The following is a 25,100-nucleotide window of genomic DNA, read 5'->3' as shown; positions in this document are numbered from 1 at the left end:
GGTCGCCGCGCCCGCGCCGGGCGGCGGCGATCCCGCGCCAGGCCGTCTCGGCGAGCTCCGGGTCGCCGGACCCCGTGACCGGCAGCAGGCACAGCTCGGCGCGGCAGTGGTGGCCCTCGCCGGAGAGGATCGCGGCCAGCCCGATCCGGGCCCGGTCGGCCCGCACCGGGTCGCCGTGCTCGGCGACGTACCGGCAGAGCGCCTCCCCGGCCCCGCCACCCAGCCCGCGCGCCACCTCCAGCACCAGGTCACCCGCCCTTGCGAGCACCGGGTCGGACGCCGTCCCCGCGCGGAGCCTCGCCAGGGCCGCCAGTGCCCCTTCCACGTCGCCGTCGGCCGCCAGGGCCGCGGGTCGTTCCTCAGGGGTGGCCGTGCCGAGCCGCAGACGGGCCACGAGCGGCAGCAGCGGGCCCGCGCCCTGTTCCTCCGCGCGCCGGTAGGCGGCGCGGGCGCCCGCCTCGTCGCCCGCCCCGGCCAGCGCGTGACCCGACTCCAGCAGGATCTCCCCCAGCAGGTCCGGTTCGAGCTCCACGGCCCGGTCGAACGCCGCCCGCGCTCCCTCGGCGTCGCCCGCCGCCGCCCGCGCGGAGCCCAGCACCCGTGCCGTCTGCCCGGCCAGCTCCCCGGGCACGACGCCCGCCGCCTCCTCCGCCACGGCGAGGGCCGCCGCGACGTCTCCCCCGTCGCGCAGGAACCCGGCCAGGTAGAGCGGCGCCGCCTCCCGGTCCAGCTCCTCCAGCAGCTCACGGGCCTCGCCGGCGCGCCCGAGCGCCGCCAGCACCTGCGCCAGCCGCATCGCCGCCTCCCCGGCGGGAACGGCGTCCTCGCCATCGACGTCACGGCCGGCGCCACCCGTGCCCGCCCCCTCCAGCGCCCGTGACAGGACCCCGGCCGCCGCCTCCAGGTCGCCCAGCCGGTGCAGGGCGTGTCCCATGCCGGTCAGCGCGACGACCGGCGACCCCCGGCCGTCGGCGAGCGCGCGTTCCCAGGCGGCCAGGGCGCCGCGATGGTCACCGGCGTCGTCCCGCAGCGCGCCCAGGTGGCAGGCCGCCTGCCACCGGTACTCCCGATGACCCCCCTCCACCAGGAGCGAGAGGACCGCGTCGGCGCGGGACACCTCACCGGCACGGCGCCAGGCGTGGGCGCACTCCAGCCCGAGCAGGGTGGCCAGCGGCCATCCGCCGTCCCCGGAGCTGCCGGCGAGGGCGGCGAGCGCTTCCCCGGCGGCCTCGAGGTCACCGTCCAGCAGGCACCGCGCGTAGCGCCCGAGCACCGCCTGCTCGCCCCCCTCCACCAGGTCGAGGGCGGCTCGCGCGCCCGTCAGGTCGTCGAGCCGGACCCGCGTGAGCCCCAGCAGCAGCGCGTGCCGCGCCGCCTGTCCCGGCCGGCTCTCCGCGATCATGCGCTCGTGCAGCCGTCCCGCCGCCAGCAGGTCCCCCTGCACCTCGTACACGCCCAGCAGCGCCCCCGCCGCCTCGGCCCGCAGCCCCCGATGCCTGGTCTCCATCGCCGCCCCGTACGCCGCCCGCGCCTCGCCCAGGTGGCGTCCGTGGCCGTCGAGCAGCCCTCCCAGCGCGTACCCCACCCAGGGGGCGAGCGCCGGGTGCCCCTCCGCGCGGGCTCGCCGCAGCAGCTCGATCGCCTCCGCGGCCTCGCCCCGGCTCTCCAGGACCTCCCGGAAGACCAGCGCCGCGTACGACAGCGCCAGCGGGTCGCCGGAGCCGGCGGCGGAGCGGAACAGCGTGCCCGCCTCGGACACGTCGTACCCGGTGGTGACGAGCACCTGCGCGAACACCGCGGTGGCGATCGCCGCCACCGCCGGGTCGGCGTCCTCCATGGCCGCCCGGTAGCCGATGAGCCCCTCCTCCCGCCCGAGCCGCTGATGGTCGAGGACGGCCCGCAGCACCGGGTGGAGCGCGTTCCCCGACGAGCGCAGCAGGTGCAGCATGAACGCGGCGGTGAACCCGCCCACCACGTCCTCACCCTCGGCCACGTACGACAGCAGCTCGTCGGCCTGGTCCCGGTCGCCCTCGGCCAGCTCCAGCTGGGCGAGGGCCACCATGGCGCGCACGGCCTGGGTGCGCGCCCCCGAGTCGGCGGCGCGGCGCAGCATCCGGCGGGCCTCCGCCAGACGGCCGTCCTGGAGGAGCAGCAGGGCGTCGTCCACGTCGCGCAACGCCTGCTCCTCGACGGGGTCGGCGAGCGGCCGCTGCCGGGCGTCGTGATCGAGGAGCAGCCCCGCCTTGAACGCGGCGTCCGGGTCCGGATGCCCGGCGATCTCCCCGGCCAGCTCGACGATGTCCTCCCGGCGCTCCGGGTGCTGCTCCAGCAGCATGCCGAGCAGCGTGGCGCTGACCGACGCCCACGGCGACTCCCCGGCGGCGAACACCGCCCGCAGCGCCGCCAGCGCCTCCTCCACCTCGCCCGCCTCGGTGTGGAGCTGCGCCAGGCAGGCCCGCGCCTCCAGGGCGTGCTCCCGCTGCCCGCTGGCGATCACCCGCTCGAAGATCGCCCGCGTGGCGGCCATGTCGCCGAGCTGCGCGAAGACCTTGGCCTGCTCGATGAGGGCGGGCAGCCGCACCTCGGGCCGGGGGTCCTCGGCCGCCCTTGCGTACGCCTCCACCGACTCGGCGTACTCCCCGAGATCGACCAGGACCGCCCCGAGCAGCTTGTACGCCATGGTGAGGTGGCCGGGGTGCCCCACGGCGATGGCGTGCTCGCACGCCTCCCGGGCCGCCGCGAAGTCGCCCTCCTCGGCGTGGATCCGGTACAGCCGGAACGCCGACAGCGACACCACCTCGGGATCGCCGCAGGTCAGCAGCTCGCGGTAGTCCTCCTCGCCCTCCGCCTCCTCGTACAGCTCCCAGGCCGTACGGGGGTCGGCCCACTCGAACACGGGCAGCTCCAGCCGGGCGGCGAGCTCCGCCACCGCGGGGCTGTCGCAGCGGCGGGCCCGCTCCAGCGCCTCCTCCGCGCCCGAGACGTCGCCCAGCTCGGTCAGCACGAGCACGAGGGCCGTGTCGGCGAGCGCGGCGACCTCGAAGTCGGCGCCGTCGGCGGCGATGGTCAGCACCCGGTACGCCGCCGGCCACTCGCGGGCGGCGACCAGCATCATCCCCATGGAGATGGCCGAGCGCTGCCCGAACACGGGGTCACCCGACAGGATGACCGAGCGGTGGGCGGCCTCGGCGCCGTCGAGGTCGCCCTGCTCCTCCAGCAGGCACGCCAGCAGGTGGGACGCCTCGGGATCGCCGGTGGCCGCTATCTCCCTGAACAGAACGGCGGCGCCGCCGAGATCCCCCTCTTCCCAGCGCTTCATGGCCGCGGCGTGCTGTTCTGACGTCATATCGACTCCTGAGTCACCCAATAATGTGAAAAAACTACCCAGGTGTCACGTACGTCACAGGCGTTTTGGCCCTGCCCGCCCTCCGGCGGTTCAAAGACGGGCGCGCGGCGGGGGATACTCTTCCACCCGGCGTTCGCGCCGCCGGACGGCCGGGGCCGGATCGCCGTAGCGTAGGGCCCATGGGCAGAGCGTTCTGGATCGACCAGGATTACGACAGAGACCGTGACGGGCGCTATGCCGTACACGTGCGCAAGAACCTGGAGCAGTTCGAGTGGGGCGACATCGCGCCGGTCAGGTTCGCCTGCGCGGCGTGGCGGCTGGCGACGCCGCCGGCCCTCAACCCGGGCTACGTGCGGTGGGACCGGCGCGTGCTGTCGGCGGACTGCCGCCGCAACACCTGGGACGGCAGCCTCAACGCGCGGGTGACGCTGGTCTCGCCGCTCCCCGCGGAGCTGACCCGCTCGCGCACCTGGTGGCGCGACCGCGGCTGGGCGGGCTGGCAGGAGACGTTCGGCCAGTACCTCGACCCGACCGAGAAGGACCTGGCCCACCACCCGTTCCTGCGGACCACGCTGCTGGTGGAGACGCCGGTGCCGCTCGGCGATCTGCCGCCCGAGCCGGAAGGGCCGCACGACCAGGTCGAACGGGCCGCCGAGCGGGCGCTGGTGGTGCTCGTACGGGAGCTGAACGCGCTGATCACCCCCATCCTGGACCAGCTCCCCTGAGGTCCCGGGCTCAGCGGAGTCACTCGGTCACAGCGGGACATGGCCGTGGCATGACCGGTTCATGCCGGGGTAACAGAGGCGCATGAGACTTGCGTTCGCGGTGCTCGCGCTGGCGCTCGCCGCGGGCTGTGCCGTCGACACGACGTCGCCCGCGCGCGCGGCGGAGCGTTTTCACGCCGCCGTGGCGGCCAAGCAGGACGAGGCGGCCTGCGCCATGCTCACCCGCACGACCGCCGAGAAGCTGCCCGACCCGGACGAGACCTGCGCCCAGGCGCTGGCCGCGCTGAAGCTCGGCCCGGGCGGCCGGGTCACCGCGGTCGAGGTGTGGGGCGCCGACGCCCTCGTGCGACTGCAGGGCGACACGGTGTTCCTGCACCAGTTCACCGACGGCTGGCGGGTCACGGCGGCCGGGTGCGAGCCGCGGCACGACCTCCCCTACGACTGCGAGGTGGAGGACTGATGCGGGTCATGTTCACGCTGACGCTCGTCCTGATCGCGGCCGGGCTGATCTATTTCTTCGCGCTCGGACTGGCGCGGCTGTGAGCGCGCCGAAGGGGGCCGCATGAGGCGGATCAAGGACAGCACGCTGTCGGTGACGTTCCTGGTGCTGTTCCTGCTGACGCTGGCGGGGCAGGCCTGGGCCGGGGCGACGCACTTCAACGAGCAGCAGCTGGTCAACGGCCTGCAGCCCGTGTCGGTCTGGGAGTACGCGACGTCGTCGTCGTTCGCGGTGGACGTGGCGGAGAACTGGCAGTCGGAGTACCTGCAGTTCCTGCTGTTCATCGTGCTGACCGTCTGGCTGGTGCAGAAGGGCTCACCGGAGTCCAAGAAGCCGGGCGAGGAGGGCGCCGAGTCGGACGAGGAGCAGCTCGTCGGCGCGCACGCCAAGGAGGACTCCCCGGCCTGGGCCAAGGCCGGGGGCGCGCGGCTCTGGCTGTACAGCAACTCGCTCGGCCTGGTGATGGGGACCATCTTCGTGCTGTCGTGGCTGGCGCAGGCGGTGGCGGGGCTGGCGGCCTACAACTCCGAGCGGATCGGCGACCTGCGCGATCCGGTCAACTGGGGGTGGTACGTGACCTCCTCCGAGTTCTGGGACCGGTCGCTGCAGAACTGGCAGTCCGAGCTGCTGGCCGTGCTGTCGATGGTGGTGCTCTCCATCTACCTGCGCCAGCGCGGCTCCCCCGAGTCCAAGCCGGTCGGCGCGGCGCACACGGCGACGAGTGTGGAGGGCTGACCCGGCCCTAGGAGCGCGGCGGGAAGGGCTCGCCGGTCACGACCGCCACGACCCGGGTGCCGGGCGCGAGCCCGCCCCGACGGGCGAGGTCCACGACGCCGCGGAGCATCTTGGCCACGTACACCTCCTCCACCCCGTGCCGGGCGGCGAAGGCGCGCAGCTCGGGCGTCGTGCGCGCGTACCCGCCGAAGTGGTGGTCGAGGTCGATCGACCAGTTCTCCCGCACCCGCCCGTACGCCTCGCGCTGGAGCCGGGCCACCTCGCCCGCCAGGAACCCGGCGCCCTTCAGCACCGCGAACCCGAGCGCCCGCCGGCCGGTGGGCAGCCCCGCCGCGATGCCCGCCAGCGTGCCACCCGTGCCGACGGGGCAGCAGACGACGTCGTAGCCGCCGCGCGTCTCGGCCTCGATCTCGGCCGGCAGCTCGGCGCAGCCGCGCACGGCCGCCGCGTTGCTGCCGCCCTCGGGCAGGATCAGCACCTCGCCCCACCGCTCACGCAGCGCCGCCTCCACCTCGGGGGTGTGCTTGAGCCGGTACGCGGCGCGGTCCAGGTACGTGAGCGTCATGCCGCGGTCGGCCGCGTACGCCAGCGACGGGTTGAGCGGCAGCCGCTCCTCGCCCCGGACGACGCCGATCGTCTCGAACCCGTGCCGCAGGCCCGCCGCGGCCACCGCCCTGAGGTGGTTGGAGTAGGCGCCGCCGAAGGTGAGCACGCGCGGATGGCCGAGGTTGTACCTCAGCTTGCGGGCCTTGTTGTCGTCGCGTTTCAGCCAGACCCGGACCGAGCCGAGGCCGGGATCCAGCAGCTCCTCCACGCGCGCTAGTCTACGACCGGGCCTTTGTTGAGGAGTGTTCGATTATGCGCGTTGTTGAAGCGTTCAGTGCGGCGTTCGGCGCGGAGCCCCGGACGGTCTGGCACGCGCCCGGCCGGGTCAACCTGATCGGTGAGCACACCGACTACAACGACGGCTTCGTGCTGCCCTTCGCCGTGCCGTGGGGCGTCACGGCCGCCGTCACACCGCGCGGCGACGGGACGATCCGGCTGCTGTCCCTCCAGTCGGGCGGCGAGCCCGTCACGATCGAGCGGCACGAGGACGCGCGCGGCTGGACCCGCTACGTCGTCGGCGTGCTCGCCATGCTGTCCGAACGGCTCGGCGAGCCGGTCCCGGGCGCCGACATCGCCATCGACGGCGACGTGCCGCAGGGGGCCGGGCTCAGCTCCAGCGCCGCCCTGGAGGTGGCGGTCGCGTCCGCGCTCAACGACCTGCACGGCCTCGGCATGACCCCCATGGAGCTGGCCCTGCTGTCGCAGCGGGCCGAGAACGACTTCGTCGGCATGCCGTGCGGCATCATGGACCAGGCCGCCTCGGCGCTGTGCGAGGAGGGCAAGGCGCTGTTCCTCGACTGCCGCTCGCTTGGCTCCCGGCCCATCCCGCTCGACCTGGCCTCCCACGGGCTGCGCATCCTCATCATCGACACGCAGGTCCACCACGAGCACGCGGGCGGCGAGTACGCCAAGCGCCGCGCCGAGTGCGAGTCCGCGGCCCGCAAGCTCGGCGTCCAGGCGCTGCGGGACGTCACCGACCTCGCCGGCGCGCTGGAGCGGTTGCAGGGCGCCGAGCGCCGGCGCACCATGCACGTCGTCACGGAGAACCACCGGGTCGAGGCCCTGGTCGGGCTGCTGCGGGCGGGCGCCGTCACCGAGATCGGCGCGCTGCTCAACGCCTCGCACCTGTCGCTGCGCGACCAGTACGAGGTGTCGTCGCCGGAGCTGGACGTCGCGGTCGAGGCAGCCCTCCGGGGCGGGGCCCGCGGGGCGCGGATGACCGGCGGCGGGTTCGGCGGCTCGGCGATCGCCCTGGTGGCGGAGGAGCGCCTCGACGGCGTGCGGGAGAGCGTCTCGGCCGCGTACGCGGAGCGGGGCTGGCGGGCGCCGCGCTTCCTGCCCGCGGTCCCGAGCCCGGGCGCCCGCCGCCGCGCCTAGCGCTCGCCTCCTACAGGGAGGGGAAGTTCGGAGGGCGGCGTTCGAGGAAGGACGCGACGCCCTCCGCGAAGTCGGGCCGGCCGAACGAGGCGACCATCTCGGCGGTCGCCGCTTCGGCCGACTCGGCCAGCGTGACCTCCCAGTCGTGCCAGACCTGCCGCTTGATCACCGCCATCGACGCCGGCGAGCAGTGCGCCGCCAGCTCCCCGGCGTACTCCTGCGCCTCGGCGAGCAGCCTGTCCGCCGGCACCGACCGGTTGACCAGCCCCATCTCGTACGCCTCGCGGCCGGTGAAGACGCGCCCCGAGAGCAGGACGTCCATGGCCCGCTGCTGCCCCATGAGCCGCGGCAGCACCCACGCCAGGCCGTACTCCGCGATCAGGCCGCGGCGCGCGAAGGCGGTGGTCCACTTGGCGTCGTCGGCGGTGAAGACGAGGTCGCAGACGAGCGCGTGGACCATCCCGAGCCCGGCGCAGGCCCCGTTGACCGCCGCGACCACCGGCTTGCCGATGGTCACCGGGAAGGTGTTGGGCCGCGGGTCCGGCTTCTCGTCGTAGCTGCCGTCCTGGATCCGGCCGAGCGTCCGGAAGTCGGCGCCCGCGCAGAACCCCTTGCCCGCGCCGGTGACCACGACGGCGCGCACGGCCGGATCCTTCGCGGCCTCCTCCAGCAGGTCGAAGTAGCGCCTCCCCATCGCGACCGTCCACGCGTTGAGCCGGTCGGGACGGTTGAAGGTGAGGGTCAGAACGCCCTGGTCGACGGAGGAGAGCACGAGTTCGTCCATGCGCCAACCGAACCATGTTCTAGCAGGCGCGGGCAAGGCCGCCGCTCACTCGCGGCGCGTCATTTGTGACGTACGAACGCCGGGGTGAGCGACGAGTTGTCGTAGTAGCGGTGGAACACCGGCGTCGCCCCGCCCGAGATCGGCGGGACGATCCACGACCAGTCCGCCGGGCAGACCCGCCCCGCCTTCTCCTCCCGCTCCAGGTGCGTGAGGAAGCGCCGCGACTCGGTGTGGTGGTCGGTCATCGTCACCCCCTCCCGCTCGAACGAATGGAGCACCGCCACGTTCAGCTCCACCAGCGCGTGGTCGCGCCACAGGGACCGCTCGGTGGAGGTGTCCAGCCCCAGCCGCCCGGCCACCACCGGAAGCTGGTCGTAACGGTCGGCGTCGGCCAGGTTGCGGGCGCCGATCTCCGCGCCCATGTACCAGCCGTTGAACGGGGCGCACGGGTAGCAGATGCCGCCGATCTCCAGGCACAGGTCGGAGATGGCCGGCACGGCGTGCCAGCGCAGCCCGAGCTCCTCAAACCACCGGTAGTGCGGGTGGACGATCGGCACCTCCAGGACCGCGTCACCCGGCAGGCTGCACACCAGCGGCTTGCCGCGCCCGGCCTGCACCACCAGGGGCAGCACGTCGAACCGGCCGCCCGCCCCGCGCCAGCCCGACGCCGTCACCATGTCGGTGAAGCCGGCGTTGCGCGGGTCGCCGACCACCCGCCCGTCGGCGTCGCGGTACCCGGCGTAGCGGATGAGCTGCTCGTTCAGCACCCGGGGCCCGGGACGGCCGGGGACGTCGGGGGCGAAGACCGTGATGGTGGGCCGGACGCGGCCGCCGTTGGCCGCCTCGCGCAGGTGCTCGACGCACTCGATCGCCACCCCCTCGGCACTGGTGACCTGCCGCCGGTCGCGGAGCCTGAGGGAGCGCCAGTAGAGGCGGCCGATGCACCGGTTGCTGTTGCGCCAGGCCACCCTGGCGCCGAACTCCAGCTCCGCGAAGGTGTGGGCGTAGGTGCCGTGACGGGCGATGTCCGCGGCCACCTCACGCAGGCGGGCCTGGGGAGATCCCGCGGCGGGATTCTCGGCGTGGAACATTCTGATGAAGCGCTCGGCCTCGCGGACGTCGATCGTCCGCTCGATGAGCGTCTGCACGGCGATGGAGTCGAAGGGACGGAGAGACCGGATCCAGGTACGCACGCAGAAACCAGCACTTTTCGCTCACGGAGCACCCCACCGATTCCGGGTCGGCGGCACACTCCTGCCGGCGGTGCCCTCTCCACACCGCCCACACGGCCTGTCCGCGGCTGCCGTGTCCCGCGAACCAGGGGCACGGCCACCCCATCCTGGCGGCTCACCCCCTTCTTGTCACCGCAAATGCAAGAAGGTGTGACCTTAACGCTACAAACAGTGAACCTTCATCAGGTGGGAGTCGAACGGCCGATGCCGCGGACCAGGCCCAGCTCCATGGCCACCAGGACGGCCGAGGTCCGGTCGCCCACGCCGAGCTTGCGGAAGACCCGCAACAGGTAGGTCTTGACCGTGGCCTCGCCGATGAACAGCCGGCGGCCGATCTCGGCGTTCGTCAGGCCCCGCGCGACCAGCTCCAGCACCTCCCGCTCGCGCGCGGACAGCCCGGCGCCCTCGGGGACCGCCGGAGTCTTCGCCGTGAAGTGGCCGGTCGCCGCCGGATCGCGCGCCCGGGCGCCCGCCAGGCGGGCCGCGACCGAAGGCGCCAGGGCCGTCCCGCCACCGGCCACGGCGCGCACGGCGGCGGCCAGCTCCGCCCGTGACACGTCCTTCAGCAGGTAGCCGGCGGCGCCCGCGGCCAGCGCCCGCCCGACGTCGGCGTCACCCTCGTACGTCGTCAGCACGATGACCCGGAACTCCGGGCCCATCCGCCGGATGGCGCTCACCCCGTCGCCGGCCGGCATGCGCAGGTCCATGAGGACGACGTCCGGCCGCAGTCGGGGCGCCACGGCCACCGCCTCGTCGCCGGACCCGGCCTCCCCGGCCACCTCGATGCCGGGCTCGGCGGCGAGCATGCCGCGCAGCCCCTCCCGTACGACGGGATGGTCGTCGACGATTAGGACGGTGAGCACGGCACCTCCATGGTGACCGTGGTGCCCTGCCCCGGCGCCCCGTCCACGGTCAGCGTGCCGCCGATCCCGGCCACCCGGCGACGCATCCCCGGCACCCCGAACCCCCCGCCCAGCACCCCGGCTTTCCCCTCCCCCTGGGGTCCCTCCTCGCGTCCGTCCTCGGGGCCGGGCCGGGCGGTCGGGCGCGCCGGGTCGAGGCCGCACCCGTCGTCGCTCACCGTCAGCCGTACGCGGCCCTCTCCGTACTCCAGCGCGAGACGGACGGAACGGGCGCGGGCGTGCTTGCGGACGTTCGCCAACGCCTCCTGGGCGACGCGTAACACGACGACCTCGGCCGCGGGGGACAGCGGCACGGGCGCGCCGCCGACGGCCACCTCCACCGGCAGCCCGAACCCCGCGGCCAGCCGCCGCAGCGCCTCCTCCACCGACGCGCCGCTCAGCGCGGGCGGCGCGAGCGCCGCGATGAGCGCCCGCGTCTCGGCCAGGCTCTCCTTGGCGGTCCGTACGGCCAGCTCCAGGTGCCGATCGGGACCCGTGACCGCCTCGGTTGCCTGGAGCAGCATGATGATCCCCGCGAACCCCTGGGCCAGCGTGTCGTGGATGTCGCCGGCCAGCCGCTCACGCTCGGCCAGCACCCCGGCCTCCTGGCTCATTCTGGCCAGCTCGTCCCGGGTGCGGTCCAGCTCCTCGATGAGCCGGGCACGCTGCCGGTTCTGCGCGGACAGCCGGCCGATGGACGTGCCGAGCAGGGCGCCGGCGGGCAGCCCGACCCCGAGCGTCATGACGGCCCCCCACGGATCGGCCCCGGCGCTCGGCAGCAGCCAGGCGGCCGGGGCCGCGAACAGCCCCACCACGACCCCCACGGCCCACGCCGTCGGCAGGGACATGAACGCCATGGGCAGCAGCGCCGACAGGGCGATCGCGGAGGCGGACTCGGCCAGGCCGGCCGCGGTGAACAGCACCAGCATCGCGGCGGCGTACCAGCGGGCCTCGCGGACGTGCCGCCGTCGGTCGCGCACCGCCCTGCGCCCGGCGAGCGCGTACGCGAGCGCCAGTACGAGCAGCAGCCCGATCGCCACGAACGGCCCCGCCTGCCCGGCCGGACCCGTGGTCGTGCCATCGGCCTGCGCGGCCACCACGACGACGGTCACCGCGAGCACGACCGCGTAGTAGGCGTCCCAGTACGGGTACGAGCGCAGCCAGACGTCCTCCGACCGCGCGCTCGCGCGCCCCCCGCCACCCATGAAGCGCAGTTTTCCCCGATTAACGAGACATGTCCACCGATCGGTGGATACCCCGCGGGCTCCGGAATGGTGATCGTGTGATGCATGAACAAGCGCGTCTACAACAGGGTCATGCTCGGCCTGTCGCTCGCCTTCGCCGCCCTGATCGCGGTCCTCGCCCTGCTCGGCTCCGAGCAGGTGGGCGTGGTCGCGGGGGTCGGCGGAGTCCTCCTGGGCCTCGGCTGGGCCTTGTACGGGGTCGTCGGCGCCGACCGGGACACGAGAACCCGCTGACCCGCGCCCTTCCCCGTCACCGCCGTACGCCGGCGCCCCCGGCCGTGGACCCGTGCCCGGAAGATGACCGCTCACAGGCCACGCCGGCCCGCGCGCCGGTCCCGGAACGACTCAGGCCCCTTCCTGGAACCAGGAAGGGGCCTGAGCTATGCGTCTCTCAAAAGCTCCCGCGATAGGACTCGAACCTATAACCTGCCGGTTAACAGCCGGCTGCTCTGCCGTTGAGCTACGCGGGATCGTGCTTCGGCGCTGATCGGGGGGCTCTTTGACCCCTTCCGTTCGGCGCAGGACTACATTAGCGCACTCCCGGAGTGCGTGTCGCATCGTCATCGGGGTAGGCCCGGAGACATCGGAGGTGCGAAATGCGATATCGAATGACGTTCGCCGTCGGTCTGGCCGTCGGGTACGTGCTCGGCAGCCGGGCAGGTCGTGAACGGTACGAGCAGATCAAGAAGATGGCCCAGCGCCTGAGCGACGACCCGAGGGTCCAGGAGGCCGCGGGAGTCGTGGGCGCGCAGGTGTCGAAGGTGGCCGGTGTGGCCCGTGAGCGGGTCGGTGGCACGCTCCAGGACAAGATCCCGTTCCTGGGCGGCCACGACCACGACACGGGCACCGGCTGGCCGGACCAGAGCGGCATGGGCGAGAAGAAACCCAACGAGACCGGCATCCCCTACTGACCGGTCCGGCGGCCACCCGAGGCCGGCCCCCCGGAAGATCTGCGGGCGTGTGCGGCGGCATCTCCCAGGCCGCCCGCACACGCCCGCCTCCCCAAGGACAGATCCTGGGCTTCAGACGCCCATGCTCCGTCGTACCCCCTCCAGGGCCTGCTCCGCCTGGGCGCGCAGCCCGGGGTCGGTGGGGTCGAGGCCGTCGTCGAAGACCAGCGTCCAGCCGAGCATGTCGCCCCCCGGCCTGCGCCGGGCGACCAGCCGCACGCCGCCCCGCCCCGGCAACGAGACGTGCTTGTTGACGATGATCGTGGAGTTGACCCGCTCCCGGACGGTCTCCGGCAGCAGCCGCGGCTCGCTGATGCGCTCCTGGTGCCACCGGCCGTCGGTGGTGAGGACGCGCAGCCCCTCCTCGTTCCACGCCGCCTTGTCGACCGTCTCGTACGGCACCCGCGTCCCGTCGGACAGGAACAGCGCGAGGTCGGTCGCGACCACGTAGCCGCCGTCGGATCCGGCGAAGGTGAGCACCCGCTCCCCCGGCACGGTCGCCAGGGACTTGCGGACGTCGGAGGGCAGGCGGTGCAGCAGGCTCATGGCTCCACGTTATCGGCGAGCAGGTCGAGGGTCAGCGCGGCGCTCCACGAGAAGTCGCGGCAGCCGCGCCCGCTGCCGTCGAACGGGTCGAAGCACTCCCGGAAGCCGGCCTGCCGGACCAGGCGCAGCGTGCCGCTGGTGAGCTGGTCGCGCAGCGGCCCGAGGCCGTGCAGGGAGGCGGCGCGGCGCAGCAGCCAGTTGGTGTTCACCCAGGAGGGGCCGCGCCAGTAGCGGGTGCGGTCGAACTGGGACGCGCGGATCTCGCAGCTCGGCACCGGGTAGCCGGTCGCCCCCATGAACCGGGCCGACTGGAGCACGTCGACGAGCGCGGCGACGTGCTCGCCGGGCAGCCCGGGGTCGAGCAGCGGCCCGAACCCGCCGACCGTGCAGATCGGGATGAGCCGGCCGGCACGCAGGTCGCGGGCGTAGAAGCAGCCGTCCCAGAGGCGGTCGAGCAGGGCGCGCCGGATGCGTTCGGCCTGCTCGGCGTGCGGGGCGGGGTCGGCGCGGGCCAGCGGGGCCAGCTCGGCCAGCGCCTGGCAGGAGGCGAGCCAGATGCCGTTGAACATCGGGCACTCGATGGCGAACGGGTGCTCGTCGCGCAGGTACTCGGGCCGGTAGCCGGCGTTGCGGTAGCGCAGGGCGAGCCAGACGTAGCGGTCGTGGTCGCTGTCGGGGTGCCGCTCGTCGAGGTCGACGTTGCGGTACCCGTACCGGATCTCGGGGAGGGCGGCGAGCGGCGGGTCCCAGGCCGGGCTGTCGTCCATCCCCGACTCCCAGGGGTGGATGATCGCGGCGAGCCCGGCGCCGCCGAGGTCGCGGGTGGCGGCCAGATAGGCGTGCTGCGCGACCAGCGACGGGTAGGCGCGCCGCACGAAGCCGGCGTCTCCGGTGTGCTGGTAGACGCACCACACGGCCAGCGCGTGCACCGGCGGCGCGGTGAGGCCGGAGGTGAGCACGCGGGGGGCCGACTCGTGCTCGTACGAGCGCCAGACGGACGGCCCGGGGAAGTACGCCTCCGGAGTGTGGAAGACGATGTGCGGCACCATCCCGGTGGCCCACTGCCCGGCGAGGAGGTTGAGGAGCTCGGCGCGGGACCGTTCGGGGCGGTGGCGGGCCAGGCCGATCGCCACGAACGCGGAGTCCCAGCTCCATTGGTGGGGGTAGAGGCCGGGCGCGGGCACGGTGGCGGTCCCCGTCCAGTTCGCGTCGAGCACGGACAGCGCCTCACGCCCGAGCGCGGCGTCGTCGACCGCTGGCCGCGCATCCATTCACCCACTATGCGCCGCGCGGCGCGCGGAAGCTATGTCCTCTTCGTCCACTTTGATACAAGCATTACGCCGAAGGCGACGACGCCGATGATGAGGCCCCACTTGAGCAGGGTGAAGGCGAGGCCCAGCAGCGGGCCGACGAGCACCAGCGCGGCGAGCACGGCCGCGGCGATCAGAAGAATGCGTCCCATGCCTTTGACAATAAAAGATCCTTTAAGCGGATTGCAGGCGAGACAGGGTTCAATCAGGGTCATGTCAGGGACCTCCCCCACCCGCCGGAACCAACCCACCGCGCCTGCCGTTGAGCCGGTAAAAGCGGGGCATCGGGAACCCTCTTCACGGGGAGCATGATGGGCCTGGGACCACCCATGAGCAGGGAAGGCGCCGAGTACGCGCTGCGCGCCCGGGCGGACGAACGCGACCGCATCTCCGGGCACCTGCTCGATCTCGAATCACACACCACCTACCAGGTGCTCAAGGGCGCCCCGCTGCGCGGCCTCACCCAGCGCCGCTGGATGGCCGGCCAGGCCGCGCTGACGGCTCTGTGGACGCTGTACGACGCCTACCGGGGCGTGCTGCGCGACGCGGAGCAGATCAGGGCTTCGCGCGGGCGGCTCGGCTCCGACCAGCTCGCCGCGCTGACGGAGTTGCTGGCCGGCCGCTCGGTGGTGCTGAAGGCCGCGGTCAAGCCCGTCGAGCAGCGGTCGCTGCTGCCCGAGGTGGACGAGCGGCTCACCCTCGACGAGGCCGTCACCCGCATGGACGCCTCCTTCCAGGAGGTCACCGACGCGCTGGCGGACATCGACGCCGTCTGGTCGGCGGCGCTGCCCCGGCTGGACGCGGCCGACGCGCTGTTACGCGAGGTGACCACGCTCCGCCGTGAGCTGGACGCGCCGGACGGAGCCGTCGAGGCGCACACGGCACCGGCTGACACGGCACGGGCGGACACGGCATCGGCTGACACGGCACCGGCGGGCGTGGCGGAGGAGCTGGGGCGGATGCGGGCGGCCGTCCTGGAGGACCCCCTGGGCTCCCCGCCGGCCCCCCACGACCTCGACCGGATCGACCGCCTCCTCGCCGGCCACCGGGCCGACCTGGAGGAGGCGCTGCGGGCCAGACGGGAGTACGGCCGGCGGCGTGAAGACCTGGCCGCCGCGCTCGACCGGGTCCGGGCCGCGGAGAGCGAGGCCAGGCTGGCCCACGGCGCGGTGGTCGTGAAGATCGCCCTGCCGCCGCGGGCCGCGCCGACGAGCAGGGTGGACGCCCTGAGGGACGAGCTGGCCGCGCTCGACGCCTCCGCCGACGACTGGCTTGTCCGGGCCCGCCGGCTCACCGCCCTGGAGCAGGCGGCGCGGCAGGCCGCGGAGCAGGCGCGGGCCACGGCGGCGGCGATGTACGGCCTGGTCGCCCGGCGCGACGAGCTGCGCGGCCGGCTCGGCGCCTGCCAGGCCATGGCGGTGCGGCGGGGCACGGCCGAGGACCCGGAGGCGACCCGGCTCCACGAGCGGGCGCGGCTGCTGCTGTGGACCGCGCCCTGCGACCTGACGAAGGCGGCCGAGGCCGTCGACCTGTACCAGCGCGCTATCCACGGAGGTGGCCGATGAGCGGATGCCGGCAGCCCGGTTGCACGGGCACGATCGAGGACGGTTACTGCGACCTGTGCGGCCACCCCGAAACCACCGGGGCGCCCGCCACCCCCTTACCGGGTTCTTCCGCACCCGCCGGCGGCCCGGCCGACCTCGGTGCACCGGCTCCCAGCAGACCGCTCACGGGCCCGGTCAGCACCGGCCGCTCCCGCGGGGGCGCGCTGCCCGAGCTGGCCGACCTCCCGTCGGTCCCCTACCGGGACCCGGCCGCGGCCGTCATGGCCGACCCGGAGGTGCCGGAGGACAAGCGTTTCTGCTCCAACCCGAGCTGCGGCAAGCCGATCGGCCGCTCCCGCGACGGCCGGCCCGGACTGACCTCCGGGTTCTGCCCGCACTGCCGCCACGAGTTCTCGTTCACCCCGAAGCTGGGCAAGGGCGACCTCGTCGGCGGGCAGTACCGGGTGCTGGGCTGCCTGGCCCACGGCGGCCTCGGCTGGGTCTACCTGGCCGCCGACGAGAACCTCGACGGCCGCTGGGTGGTGCTCAAGGGCCTGCTCAACACCGCCGACGCCGAGGCGCTGGCGGCGGCCGAGGCCGAGCGGCGCTTCCTCACCACGGTCGACCACCCCAACATCGTCAAGATTTTCAACTTCCAGCGGTCGGCCGGCCTCGGCTACATCGTGATGGAGTACGTGGGCGGCCAGTCGCTGCACGAGCTGCGCCGCCAGGGCCCGCAGCCGCTGCGCGAGACCCTCATGTACGGCCGGGAGATCCTGCGCGCGTTCGCGTACCTGCACGAGCAGGGCCTGGTCTACTGCGACCTGAAGCCGGCCAACGTGATCCGGGTCGGCAAGCGGCTCCGGCTCATCGACCTGGGCGCGGTCCAGCGCGTCGGCTCGCCGGCCGGCTCGTCGTGGGCCACGCTCGGCTACCACGCGCCCGAGCTGGACACGCGGCCCGCGTCGGTGGCCTCCGACCTCTACACGGTGGGGCGGACGCTGGCGGTGATGGCCATCCCGTCGTTCAGCCCGGCCAGGAACGGCGTCGAGACGCCGCTGCCCGGCAGCTTCGGCACCGAGTCGTTCATCCGGCTGCTGCGCCGGGCCACCGCCCCCGACCCGGCCGCCCGGTTCCAGAGCGCCGAGGAGATGGAGGCGCAGCTCGTCGGCGTGCTGCGCGAGGTCAGCGCCATCGCGGACGGCCGCCCGTACCCGGCGCCCTCCGCGCTGTTCGGCCCTGAGCGGGTGGCGGCCGGCGCGATGCTGTCGGCGGACGCCGCCCGGGTGTTCGACCCGCTCGACCCGCGCGCGGCGGCGACGGCGCTGCCCGTGCCGCTCGCCGACCCCGAGGACCCGGCGGCCGGCGCGCTGGCCGGCCTGGTCGGGCGCGACCCGGCCCAGCTCGTCACGCAGGTCGCCGCGATGCAGCAGACCCCCGAGACCTGGCTCACCCGGGCCCGGCTGCTCGCCGAGCAGGGCTCCGAGGGGGCCGCACAGGCCCTCGACGACGCCGAGCGGGCGCTGCCCGGCGACTGGCGGGTCACCTGGTACCGCGGGGTGCTGGAGCTCGCGCTCGGGCGGGCCGAGCGGGCCGTGCCACTCTTCGACGGGTGCTTCTCGGCGCTGCCGGGCGAGTGCGCGCCCAAGCTCGCCGTCGCCTTCGCCCTGGAGTGCTCGGGCCAGGACGCCGCCCCCTGGTACGACAGCGTGTGGCGGACCGACCGCGCGTACGTGAGCGCGGCCTTCGGGCTGGCCCGGGCCGGCCGGGTGCGGGTGCTGGACGAGGTGCCGGCCACCTCCTCCCATCGGGTGGCCGCGCAGCTCGCCCTGGTGGCGTCGGTCGCCCGCGCCGACGGGCCCGAGACGCTGCGCCCCGAGGAGCTGGCGGCGGCGGCCGACCGGCTGGACGACCTGACCGACCTCGACCCGCGCCGCCGCGAGTCGATGGCCGCCGAGCTGCTGCAGGCCGCCCTGGCGTGGCTGCACGCCTCGGGCGCGCCACCGGCCGCCGCGACGGGGGCGGGGGCGAGCGGCGGTGCGGGCGGGCTCACCGTGGCGGGCGCGCCGTTCACCGAGCGGGGCCTGCGCGAACGGCTGGAGGGCATCTTCCGCAGGCTGGCCGTCGCGGCCGACACCCGGCAGGAACGGCACGACCTCATCGACCGCGCCAACGCCGTACGCCCCCGGACGTGGCTGTGAAGTGCCCCGTCTGCGAGGCCGCCGTGCAGGCCGACCACTCCTTCTGCGAGGCGTGCGGCCACGCGCTCGACGCCCCCGCCTGCGCCGCGTGCGGGGCGCAGGCGGTCGACGCCGAGGGTTACTGCGAGCGGTGCGGGCTGCGCCAGCCGACCGGCAGGGACGAGGCGGAGCTCACGCTCCCCGGCGGCGCCGCGGCGGTGACCCACAAGGGGCTGCGCCGCGCGCGCAACGAGGACGCGATGGCGCTGCTGGAGGCCGGCGACGTCACCGTGGCGGTGGTGTGCGACGGCGTGGGCAGCTCACCGCGCGCCGACGAGGCGTCGGCGCTGGCGGTGGAGACGGCGGCCACGGCCCTGGCGCGCGGGGTGAGCTCGGCGGAGGCGTTCGAGCTGGCGGGCCGGGCGGTGGCCAAGCTGGCGTCCTCCGTCGACGACGCCCCGGCCTGCACGTACGTCTCCGCGGTCGTGTCCGGCGGCCGGGCGACGCTCGCCTGGGCCGGCGACACGCGCGCCTACTGGCTCCCGTACGACTCCGCCGGGCCGGTGGCCGGAGTACGGCTGACCGACGACCACGCGATCTCCACGGGCGAGATCACCGCGTGGCTCGGGGCCGACGCCGGTGACTGGAAGGCGAGCATCCGCGTCCTCGAACCGCCCGGCCCCGGGCTGCTGCTGATCTGCAGCGACGGCCTGTGGCGCTACCTCGGCGGCTACGCCTTCCCCGGCGCCGCCGCCCCCCTCGACCTGGCCCGCGAGCTGCTGCGCCACGCGCTGAGCTCCGGAGGCCACGACAACGTGACCATCGTCCTGATCCCCGTAGGAGGACAGCATGGGTGACCAGCCCGCCTTCACGCTCCAGATCGACCAGAACAAGTACCTGCCGCTCGACGGGCGTGAGGTCCACGCCATCCTCACCGTCTCCTCCACCGGCTCGGTCACGACGACGACGTCCGTGCCGGCCGAGGCCGCCGAAGTGATCATCGTGGACACGTCCGGCTCCATGAGCGGGGGCAAGATCCGCGAGGCGCGGCAGGCGGCCGCCACCGCCGTCCAGTCGCTGCGCGACGGCGTGAACTTCGCGGTGGTCGCCGGCACCGACTCGGCCCGCGTGGTCTACCCGCGCGGCCGCACGCTGGTGCGGGCCACGCGCGCCACCCGGGCCGAGGCGCAGGCCGCCATCGGCAAGCTGTCGGCCAACGGCGGCACCTCCATCGGCGAGTGGCTGCTGCTGGCCCGCGACCTGCTGATGCAGCACCCAGACGCGATCAGGCACGCCCTGCTGATGACCGACGGGCAGAACAACGAGACGAGCGACGCCTTCGCCCGCGCCCTGTCGGCCTGCTCGGGCGCGTTCGTGTGCGACAGCCTGGGCGTGGGCTCCGACTGGGTGCCGGCCGAGCTGCGCAAGGTGGCCGACGCGCTGCTCGGCACGTTCGACTTCGTCAGGAACCAGGGCGACCTGTCGGCCTTCTTCGGCCGGATCACCCAGGAGTCGATGAGCAAGACCGTGGCCGAGCTGGCGTTCCGGGTGTGGGTGCCGCAGACCGCGACGCTCAAGTTCGTCAAGCAGGTCTCCCCCACGCTGCTCGACCTGACCGGCAAGCGCACCGACGTCAACCCGCTGACCGGTGACTACCCCACCGGCGCCTGGGGCGCGGAGGAGCGCGAGTACCACCTGTGCGTCGAGGTGCCGCCCGGCCAGATCGGCACCGAGATCCGCGCGGGCTGGGTCAAGCTGCTGCGCCCCGACACCCAGGAGGTGCTGGCCAGCGGCAACGTGCTCGCCCAGTGGACCGACGACCTGGCCCAGTCCACCCGCATCAACGGGAAGGTCGCCCACTACACCGGCCAGGCGGAGCTGCACGAGCTGATCCAGGAGGGGCTGAGCGCGCGGGCCGCGGGCGACGTGGACGTCGCGACGGCCCGCCTGGCCAAGGCCCGGCAGATCGCGTCCGAGTCGGGCCGCGCGGACACGGCGCGGCTGCTGGACAAGGTCGTCGAGGTGGACCCGCACGACGGCACCGCCCGGCTGCGCCGCAACGTGGACAAGGCCGACGAGATCGAGCTCGACACCGGCTCGGTCCGCACGAGCAGGCTGCGGCAGGGCGGGGAGGGCTCCTGATGGCCACCTGCCCGCAGGGTCACGCCTCGGGCGCCGACGACTACTGCGACATCTGCGGCGCCCAGATGGCCGCCTCCCCCGGCGCCGCCGGCGCCCCCGTGCCCGCGGCGCACCCGGCCGCGCCCGCGCAGGGGCCGGTGGAGGAGTGCCCGGTGTGCCGGACGCCGCGCGCCGGCCAGTACTGCGAGGTGTGCGGCCACGACTACTCCGGCAGCGCGCCGCCCCGCGTCCAGGTCGTCGGGGCCCGCTGGGAGGCGGTCACGGGCGCCGACCTCGCCTACTACGAGGAGGTCGTCGCCCAGGGCGGGCCGGACGCCCACGCCGTCGCCTTCCCGCCGTACTGCCCGGAGCGTTCCTTCCCGCTCGCCGGCGACCAGGTCCGCATCGGGCGCGGCAGCAGGACCCGCGCCGCCAGGCCCGAGATCGACCTGACCGGGCCGCCCGAGGACCCGGGGGTCTCCCACCTGCACGCCGTGCTGCTCGCGCAGCAGGACGGGTCGTGGATGCTCGTCGACCCCGGCTCCGCCAACGGCACGCGCATCAACGGCAAGCCCGTCGCCGTCAACGTGCCCGTCCCCGTGGGGGCGGGCGACCGCATCCACGTGGGCGCGTGGACGGTCATCACGATCAGGGAGGGAACGCCGTGACCACCGTCCAGGCGCCGCCACCGTCACCCTTACCGCCGCCGGCCGCCCCGCCAGCCCCTGCCACCCCCGCCCGGGTCCCGGCCGTCCCGTCGCCGGGCCGGCCGGCGACACGCCGCAGCGTGCCCCGCGGGATCCGGGTCATCACCGGCGTCACCGTCGCCGCCCTGGCGCTGATGTTCGGGTCGCTGGCGGTCGGCAGCGCCGCCGCCCGCGACGGGCTGCGCGTCATCGGGCGCGACGCCGGCCCCCAGGTCCTCGCCACCGCCGGCCTGTACTTCGGGCTCAGCGACATGGACGCGCAGATCGCCGACGCGCTGCTCATGGGCCAGGAGTACGGCAAGGAGCGTCAGCAGGCGCTCGCCCGGTACGAGCAGCGCCGCTCCGAGGCCAACGACGCGCTGATGAAGGCGTTCGAGCTGTCCGGCGACGACCCGGCCGAGCGGAAGACCGTCCAGTCGGTGCTCGACGGGCTCGGCCGCTACGAGCGGCTGGTCGGTCAGGCGCTGCTGCTCGACTCCCAGGCCCGCCACCCGGCCGGGGCCCCGTCGGACAAGGTGGTCGCGGTCTACCGGCAGGCCACCGACCTGATGCGGCTCGTCCTGCTCCCCCAGGCGTACAACCTGACCCTGGAGAGCGGCACGATCGTGCGCCGCACGTACGACGAGAAGAGCGTCACCGTGCCGGCGCTGCGCGGCGTGGTGATCGTGACCGGGCTGGTGGCGCTGGCCTGCCTGGTGTGGCTCCAGGTGTACCTGGCTCGGCGCTTCCGGCGGGTGTTCGGGCTCGCGCTGCTGGCCGCCACCCTGGTGACGGCCCTCGCGCTGGTGGCCGGGGCGAGCGTGCTCGCCCAGGACGAGCGGGACCTGCGGGCCGCCAAGAGCCAGGGGTTCGACCCGGTGCTCAACGTCGCCAGGGCCCGCGCGATCAGCAACAGCATGCAGGGCGACCAGAGCCGCTACGTGCTGGACAAGGTCCGGGCCGACACCTACGAGCACACCTACCTCGACAAGGCCATGACCGTGTTCTACCTGCCGGCCGGCAACCTCGACGCCTACCACGCCAAGGTGGCCGGCACCGGCGACGGCTACCTCGGCCTCATGGGGAACCGCCTCGACGGCCCCGACGGCGAGCGGGCGCTGGCCGCCTACCAGGCGTTCCAGCGGGCCGACACCGGCTTCCGGTCCCTCGCCGCCTCCGGGCGGGCCGACGAGGCCGTCGCCGCCCGGCTCGGCCCGGTCCGGCAGGCGTTCGACGCCTACGACGACGCGCTGGTGACGCTGTCACGCGGTCACGAGCTGGCCTTCGACCGGAAGATCGACGACGGCGAGCAGGCTCTGGACGACCTGTGGAGGCTCGCCCCGTTCGCGATCGGAGGCATCGCGCTGCTGGTGCTGGCGGGCGTCTGGCCCCGGCTGAAGGAGTACCGATGAAGCGGATCTTCCCGCGCCCGGCCGCGCTCAGGGCCGGGCTGGCGGCCGTCCTGCTGGCCGCGACCGGCCTGCTCGCCGGCGGCTGCGCGGCGGCCGAGCACACGTCGGTCCTCGACGCGGACACGATCGTCATCGGGGTGCGCCCCGACCTGCCCTCCGTCGGCTACCGCAAGCCCGACGGCACGTTCGAGGGCTTCGACATCGACGTGGCCCGCTACATCGCCGGCAAGCTCGGCAAGCGCGTGGACTTCGAGCCCGTGCTCGCCGCCGACCGCGAGAAGGCGATCACCTCCGGCAAGGCCGATCTCGTGCTGGCCACGTACACGATCAGCATGGACCGCAAGCAGAAGGTGCTGTTCGCCGGGCCGTACCACATCTCCTACCAGGACATCCTGGTCCGGGGCGACGACGGCGGCATCCGCAACGTCCGCGACCTCAAGGGGCGGCGCATCTGCGAGGTCAAGGGCTCGAACGCCGCCCAGCGGGTGGTGGAGGAGCGCAAGGTCGCGGCGCAGGTCGTGCCGTTCCCCGACTACGCGGCGTGCCTGGCGGCGCTCAAGCAGAACCGCGTGGACGCCATCACCACCAACGACATCATCCTGGCCGGTCTGGCCATCAAGGACGGCTCCGGCCTGCGGCTGGCCAACGCCCAGTTCAACGAGCAGCGGACCGGCGTGGGCATGCGCAAGAGCGACGTCGAGGGCTGCGAGGCGGTCAACCGGGCCATCACCACCATGTACCAGGACGGGACGGCCTCGCGGCTGCTGCACGACTGGTTCGGGCGGGCCGGCCTCGACCTGTCCACGCCGGCGGTCCCCCAGTTCGAGGGCTGCTCGTAGACCCGGCCCGCGTACGAGGGGCCCGGGGGTGAACCCCCGGGCCCCTCGTACGCCTGGAACGGTCAGTCCAGGTAGTCCCGCAGCATCTGCGCCCGTGTCGGGTGGCGGAGCTTGGCCAGGGTCTTCGACTCGATCTGCCGGATGCGCTCCCGGGTGACGCCGAACTCCCTCCCCACCTCCTCCAGCGTGCGCGGATGCCCGTCGGCCAGGCCGAAGCGGAGCTGGATGATGCGCTGCTCACGGTCCGACAACGTCGCGAGGATGTCGTCGAGCTGGTCCTGCAGCATGATGAAGGCGGCCGCCTCCATCGGCACCACCGCGTCCGCGTCCTCGATGAAGTCGCCGAGGTCGGAGTCCTCCTCGCCGATCGGCGACTGGAGCGACACCGGCTCCTGCGCGATGCGCTGGATCTCCACCACCCGGTCCACCGGGAGGTCCATCTCCTTGGCGATCTCCTCGGGCACGGGCTCGCGGCCGAGGTCCTGGTGGAGCTGGCGCTGCACCCGGACGAGCTTGTTGATCGTCTCCACCATGTGGACGGGGATCCGGATCGTGCGTGCCTGGTCGGCGATCGCCCTCGTGATCGCCTGCCGGATCCACCACGTGGCGTAGGTGGAGAACTTGTAGCCCTTGGTGTAGTCGAACTTCTCCACCGCGCGGATCAGGCCGAGATTGCCCTCCTGGATCAGGTCCAGGAACAGCATCCCTCGCCCCACGTACCGCTTGGCGATCGACACCACGAGCCTGAGGTTGGCCTCGATGAGGCGCTGCTTGGCCCTCGTGCCCTGCCACACGAGCTCCCTGAACTCCGGGAAGGCCAGGCGTGAGACCCCGTTGCCGAGCTTGTCCTCGGCGAACAGACCGGCCTCGATCGACTTGGCGAGCTCCACCTCCTCCTCAGCCGTCAACAGCGGCACCCGGCCGATCTCCCGCAGATAGATGCGGACCAGATCGCTGGTCGGCGCGCGCTTGCCGACGTCTTCCTCATCGGGGCGGGAGGGCTCCTCGTCACCCTGGGGCTCAAGGACCTCCACACCGTTCTCGGCGAGCATCCGCACGACGCGTTCCAGCGCGTCGGACGGCAACTCGGATCGGTCAAGCGCGGCTGCGACGTCATCGACGGTTACGCTTCCGCGCTCTCTTCCTTTCGCGACGAGATCCGCCACCTGATCTACCGATGGCGGCCCACTTGGCAGCACCGATGCACCCACGGGAGACAGTCTGCAGTATTGCTTCCATAAAATGGCAGACCCATTTTTGGCACAGAAGGTAAGGAGTCTCCCCTTACCAAACCGAGATCTATTAAAGGTTTGACAGGAGTTTGATCAGGAAAGAAAAGTCAATTACGCGACCGGGTAACGGGGCGGCCGCCGGGCCATCGGGTGGGTGCTCCCGCCGCGGCCTGCCCGAACGTCCCCGGACGGCTCCGGCGGCGAGGCCCGGCCGGACGCGGCGCACGGACACCTGACTGATGCGAGTATTTTTCCTGCACAACAGCTCGGCAATGTCCTCTTGGGCGGGGACTCAGCTTCCGGCCGCGCGTTCCCTCAGCACCCGCCGCTGCTGCTCCAATGCCACCAGCTCGCCGAACAGCCTGTTGTACTCCTGCTGCTCCTCCACCGGATTGAGCCGCTGGATGCGGGACTTGACCTGCGCGATCGCCCGGTCGACCGCGATGGCCTCGATGGCCGCCAGCATGGCCGCGCCGTAGCGCTCCTCGACGTGCGAGTCGGCCTGGATCGCCTCCACCGCGAACCGCGTCACCAGCACCCGCGCCGCCTCGTCCGGCGCGTGCTCCAGCAGCCGGTCCACCCACTCCCGCCCGCCGTGACCGGCCGCCGCCGTGCCGCCCGCCGCCGCGATCACCTGGCACAGCGTCACGTGGTCGGCCACGGTGAACGCCTGCGGGTCGAGCGCGTCGAAGCGCGGCCCGAGCAGCGCCGGCCGCTGCACGGCCAGCTTGAGCAGCTCGGTCAGCGAGAAGCCCGTGATGAGCGTCGGCGAGATCGCCAGCCCGGCCAGGAACAGCGCGCCCGCCATGACGAACGTGTCGCCGATGAAC

Annotated in this window: 23 protein-coding genes, 1 tRNA gene and 1 pseudogene; 13 read left to right on the top strand and 12 right to left on the bottom strand. The window is 73.7% G+C overall.

Annotated elements, in window-relative coordinates; all coding sequences use genetic code 11:
• Positions 1 to 3,346 (bottom strand): tetratricopeptide repeat protein (locus tag ABZS51_RS37040; RefSeq protein ID WP_355451353.1); only part of this gene is annotated, 3,346 nt, incomplete at its 3' end.
• A gap of 179 nt (positions 3,347 to 3,525) precedes the next feature.
• Between ABZS51_RS37040 and ABZS51_RS37035 the strand changes: the two genes are divergently transcribed.
• The 3 genes from ABZS51_RS37035 to ABZS51_RS37025 all read left to right on the top strand — a co-directional run bounded on the left by ABZS51_RS37035 (position 3,526) and on the right by ABZS51_RS37025 (position 5,305).
• Positions 3,526 to 4,071 carry a hypothetical protein gene (locus ABZS51_RS37035; RefSeq protein WP_355451350.1) on the top strand — a complete coding sequence of 182 codons (546 nt, stop codon included), beginning with the start codon at positions 3,526 to 3,528 and terminating at the stop codon, positions 4,069 to 4,071.
• 82 nt (positions 4,072 to 4,153) lie between these two features.
• The gene (locus ABZS51_RS37030) at positions 4,154 to 4,531 is read left to right on the top strand and encodes a hypothetical protein (RefSeq protein WP_355451347.1); all 378 of its coding nucleotides are present in this window, start codon (positions 4,154 to 4,156) and stop codon (positions 4,529 to 4,531) included.
• 102 nt (positions 4,532 to 4,633) lie between these two features.
• Complete coding sequence (locus ABZS51_RS37025) at positions 4,634 to 5,305, top strand: DUF6766 family protein (RefSeq protein WP_355451344.1); 672 nt, start codon at positions 4,634 to 4,636, stop codon at positions 5,303 to 5,305.
• Positions 5,306 to 5,312: 7 nt separating this feature from the next.
• On the opposite strand, the gene ABZS51_RS37020 is transcribed toward ABZS51_RS37025, so the two are convergent.
• Entirely contained in the window at positions 5,313 to 6,119 is an 807-nt protein-coding gene (locus ABZS51_RS37020) for a pyridoxal-phosphate dependent enzyme (RefSeq protein WP_355451341.1), read from the bottom strand.
• 44 nt (positions 6,120 to 6,163) lie between these two features.
• Between ABZS51_RS37020 and galK the strand changes: the two genes are divergently transcribed.
• Complete coding sequence (gene galK, locus ABZS51_RS37015) at positions 6,164 to 7,288, top strand: galactokinase (protein ID WP_355451338.1); 1,125 nt, start codon at positions 6,164 to 6,166, stop codon at positions 7,286 to 7,288.
• A gap of 10 nt (positions 7,289 to 7,298) precedes the next feature.
• Here galK and ABZS51_RS37010 read toward each other — a convergent pair whose 3' ends face one another.
• The 4 genes from ABZS51_RS37010 to ABZS51_RS36995 form a co-directional block, all read right to left on the bottom strand.
• Positions 7,299 to 8,072: an enoyl-CoA hydratase-related protein gene (locus ABZS51_RS37010; protein WP_355451336.1), complete on the bottom strand. Its 774-nt coding sequence runs from the start codon at positions 8,070 to 8,072 to the stop codon at positions 7,299 to 7,301.
• A 59-nt stretch (positions 8,073 to 8,131) separates the two neighbouring features.
• On the bottom strand, positions 8,132 to 9,265 hold the full coding sequence (locus ABZS51_RS37005; protein WP_355451333.1) for a nitric oxide synthase oxygenase: 1,134 nt from the start codon (positions 9,263 to 9,265) through the stop codon (positions 8,132 to 8,134).
• A 221-nt stretch (positions 9,266 to 9,486) separates the two neighbouring features.
• Positions 9,487 to 10,167, bottom strand: coding sequence for a response regulator transcription factor (locus ABZS51_RS37000; RefSeq protein ID WP_355451330.1), 681 nt, complete (start codon positions 10,165 to 10,167; stop codon positions 9,487 to 9,489).
• Positions 10,152 to 11,411 carry a sensor histidine kinase gene (locus ABZS51_RS36995; protein ID WP_355451327.1) on the bottom strand — a complete coding sequence of 420 codons (1,260 nt, stop codon included), beginning with the start codon at positions 11,409 to 11,411 and terminating at the stop codon, positions 10,152 to 10,154. Before ABZS51_RS36995 ends, ABZS51_RS37000 begins: the two co-directional genes overlap by 16 nt.
• An 84-nt stretch (positions 11,412 to 11,495) precedes the next feature.
• Here ABZS51_RS36995 and ABZS51_RS36990 point away from each other — a divergent pair, with 84 nt between their 5' ends.
• Positions 11,496 to 11,684 carry a hypothetical protein gene (locus ABZS51_RS36990; RefSeq protein ID WP_310710295.1) on the top strand — a complete coding sequence of 63 codons (189 nt, stop codon included), beginning with the start codon at positions 11,496 to 11,498 and terminating at the stop codon, positions 11,682 to 11,684.
• A 164-nt stretch (positions 11,685 to 11,848) separates the two neighbouring features.
• On the opposite strand, the gene ABZS51_RS36985 is transcribed toward ABZS51_RS36990, so the two are convergent.
• Positions 11,849 to 11,920 (bottom strand) — tRNA-Asn (locus ABZS51_RS36985).
• Positions 11,921 to 12,046: 126 nt separating this feature from the next.
• Here ABZS51_RS36985 and ABZS51_RS36980 point away from each other — a divergent pair.
• Positions 12,047 to 12,361 carry a YtxH domain-containing protein gene (locus ABZS51_RS36980; protein WP_355451323.1) on the top strand — a complete coding sequence of 105 codons (315 nt, stop codon included), beginning with the start codon at positions 12,047 to 12,049 and terminating at the stop codon, positions 12,359 to 12,361.
• Positions 12,362 to 12,472: 111 nt separating this feature from the next.
• Here ABZS51_RS36980 and ABZS51_RS36975 read toward each other — a convergent pair whose 3' ends face one another.
• From ABZS51_RS36975 to ABZS51_RS36965, 3 genes are read right to left on the bottom strand one after another with little or no spacing between them, the layout of a single operon-like run.
• Complete coding sequence (locus tag ABZS51_RS36975; RefSeq protein WP_310710298.1) at positions 12,473 to 12,946, bottom strand: hypothetical protein; 474 nt, start codon at positions 12,944 to 12,946, stop codon at positions 12,473 to 12,475.
• Entirely contained in the window at positions 12,943 to 14,217 is a 1,275-nt protein-coding gene (locus ABZS51_RS36970) for a hypothetical protein (RefSeq protein WP_355451320.1), read from the bottom strand. Before ABZS51_RS36970 ends, ABZS51_RS36975 begins: the two co-directional genes overlap by 4 nt.
• Before the next feature lie 32 nt (positions 14,218 to 14,249).
• Complete coding sequence (locus ABZS51_RS36965) at positions 14,250 to 14,408, bottom strand: hypothetical protein (RefSeq protein WP_355451317.1); 159 nt, start codon at positions 14,406 to 14,408, stop codon at positions 14,250 to 14,252.
• 177 nt (positions 14,409 to 14,585) lie between these two features.
• On the opposite strand from ABZS51_RS36965, the gene ABZS51_RS36960 reads away from it, so the two are divergent.
• The 7 genes from ABZS51_RS36960 (at position 14,586) to ABZS51_RS36930 (ending at position 23,038) form a co-directional block, all read left to right on the top strand.
• Complete coding sequence (locus ABZS51_RS36960; protein WP_355451314.1) at positions 14,586 to 15,821, top strand: hypothetical protein; 1,236 nt, start codon at positions 14,586 to 14,588, stop codon at positions 15,819 to 15,821.
• The gene (locus ABZS51_RS36955) at positions 15,818 to 18,001 is read left to right on the top strand and encodes a tetratricopeptide repeat protein (protein ID WP_355451311.1); all 2,184 of its coding nucleotides are present in this window, start codon (positions 15,818 to 15,820) and stop codon (positions 17,999 to 18,001) included. Before ABZS51_RS36960 ends, ABZS51_RS36955 begins: the two co-directional genes overlap by 4 nt.
• Positions 17,992 to 18,837: a protein phosphatase 2C domain-containing protein gene (locus ABZS51_RS36950; RefSeq protein WP_355451308.1), complete on the top strand. Its 846-nt coding sequence runs from the start codon at positions 17,992 to 17,994 to the stop codon at positions 18,835 to 18,837. Before ABZS51_RS36955 ends, ABZS51_RS36950 begins: the two co-directional genes overlap by 10 nt.
• Positions 18,830 to 20,122 (top strand): VWA domain-containing protein, encoded by a 1,293-nt coding sequence (locus ABZS51_RS36945; protein WP_355451305.1) that lies wholly within the window; start codon positions 18,830 to 18,832, stop codon positions 20,120 to 20,122. The genes ABZS51_RS36950 and ABZS51_RS36945 overlap by 8 nt, the downstream gene beginning before the upstream one ends.
• Entirely contained in the window at positions 20,122 to 20,769 is a 648-nt protein-coding gene (locus ABZS51_RS36940) for an FHA domain-containing protein (protein WP_355451302.1), read from the top strand. Before ABZS51_RS36945 ends, ABZS51_RS36940 begins: the two co-directional genes overlap by 1 nt.
• A gap of 119 nt (positions 20,770 to 20,888) precedes the next feature.
• Positions 20,889 to 22,199 (top strand): hypothetical protein, encoded by a 1,311-nt coding sequence (locus ABZS51_RS36935; RefSeq protein WP_355451299.1) that lies wholly within the window; start codon positions 20,889 to 20,891, stop codon positions 22,197 to 22,199.
• On the top strand, positions 22,196 to 23,038 hold the full coding sequence (locus ABZS51_RS36930) for a glutamate ABC transporter substrate-binding protein (RefSeq protein WP_355451296.1): 843 nt from the start codon (positions 22,196 to 22,198) through the stop codon (positions 23,036 to 23,038). Before ABZS51_RS36935 ends, ABZS51_RS36930 begins: the two co-directional genes overlap by 4 nt.
• A 62-nt stretch (positions 23,039 to 23,100) precedes the next feature.
• On the opposite strand, the gene rpoD is transcribed toward ABZS51_RS36930, so the two are convergent.
• Both rpoD and ABZS51_RS36920 read right to left on the bottom strand, forming a co-directional pair.
• Positions 23,101 to 24,237, bottom strand: a complete 1,137-nt coding sequence (gene rpoD / locus ABZS51_RS36925) for an RNA polymerase sigma factor RpoD (protein WP_355451356.1) — start codon at positions 24,235 to 24,237, stop codon at positions 23,101 to 23,103.
• Positions 24,238 to 24,562: 325 nt separating this feature from the next.
• Positions 24,563 to 25,100 (bottom strand): annotated as a pseudogene (locus ABZS51_RS36920) (hypothetical protein); the annotation flags it as partial.

This window comes from Nonomuraea sp. NPDC005501, from assembly GCF_040605905.1.
In the GTDB taxonomy this organism is placed as follows: Bacteria; Actinomycetota; Actinomycetes; order Streptosporangiales; family Streptosporangiaceae; genus Nonomuraea.
Note: the sequence above shows the minus strand (reverse complement) of the source record. Positions and strands in the feature narration are given on the sequence as shown.

Excerpts from the sequence above, each read along its gene's own strand:
- ABZS51_RS37035 (WP_355451350.1), top strand. The coding sequence starts at position 3,526 with ATGGGCAGAGCGTTCTGGATCGACCAGGATTACGACAGAGACCGTGAC.
- ABZS51_RS37030 (WP_355451347.1), top strand. The coding sequence starts at position 4,154 with ATGAGACTTGCGTTCGCGGTGCTCGCGCTGGCGCTCGCCGCGGGCTGT.
- ABZS51_RS37025 (WP_355451344.1), top strand. The coding sequence starts at position 4,634 with ATGAGGCGGATCAAGGACAGCACGCTGTCGGTGACGTTCCTGGTGCTG.
- galK (WP_355451338.1), top strand. The coding sequence starts at position 6,164 with ATGCGCGTTGTTGAAGCGTTCAGTGCGGCGTTCGGCGCGGAGCCCCGG.
- ABZS51_RS37010 (WP_355451336.1), bottom strand. The coding sequence starts at position 8,072 with ATGGACGAACTCGTGCTCTCCTCCGTCGACCAGGGCGTTCTGACCCTC.
- ABZS51_RS36995 (WP_355451327.1), bottom strand. The coding sequence starts at position 11,411 with ATGGGTGGCGGGGGGCGCGCGAGCGCGCGGTCGGAGGACGTCTGGCTG.
- ABZS51_RS36990 (WP_310710295.1), top strand. The coding sequence starts at position 11,496 with ATGAACAAGCGCGTCTACAACAGGGTCATGCTCGGCCTGTCGCTCGCC.
- ABZS51_RS36980 (WP_355451323.1), top strand. The coding sequence starts at position 12,047 with ATGCGATATCGAATGACGTTCGCCGTCGGTCTGGCCGTCGGGTACGTG.
- ABZS51_RS36975 (WP_310710298.1), bottom strand. The coding sequence starts at position 12,946 with ATGAGCCTGCTGCACCGCCTGCCCTCCGACGTCCGCAAGTCCCTGGCG.
- ABZS51_RS36970 (WP_355451320.1), bottom strand. The coding sequence starts at position 14,217 with ATGGATGCGCGGCCAGCGGTCGACGACGCCGCGCTCGGGCGTGAGGCG.
- ABZS51_RS36965 (WP_355451317.1), bottom strand. The coding sequence starts at position 14,408 with ATGGGACGCATTCTTCTGATCGCCGCGGCCGTGCTCGCCGCGCTGGTG.
- ABZS51_RS36960 (WP_355451314.1), top strand. The coding sequence starts at position 14,586 with ATGAGCAGGGAAGGCGCCGAGTACGCGCTGCGCGCCCGGGCGGACGAA.
- ABZS51_RS36955 (WP_355451311.1), top strand. The coding sequence starts at position 15,818 with ATGAGCGGATGCCGGCAGCCCGGTTGCACGGGCACGATCGAGGACGGT.
- ABZS51_RS36945 (WP_355451305.1), top strand. The coding sequence starts at position 18,830 with ATGGGTGACCAGCCCGCCTTCACGCTCCAGATCGACCAGAACAAGTAC.
- ABZS51_RS36940 (WP_355451302.1), top strand. The coding sequence starts at position 20,122 with ATGGCCACCTGCCCGCAGGGTCACGCCTCGGGCGCCGACGACTACTGC.
- ABZS51_RS36930 (WP_355451296.1), top strand. The coding sequence starts at position 22,196 with ATGAAGCGGATCTTCCCGCGCCCGGCCGCGCTCAGGGCCGGGCTGGCG.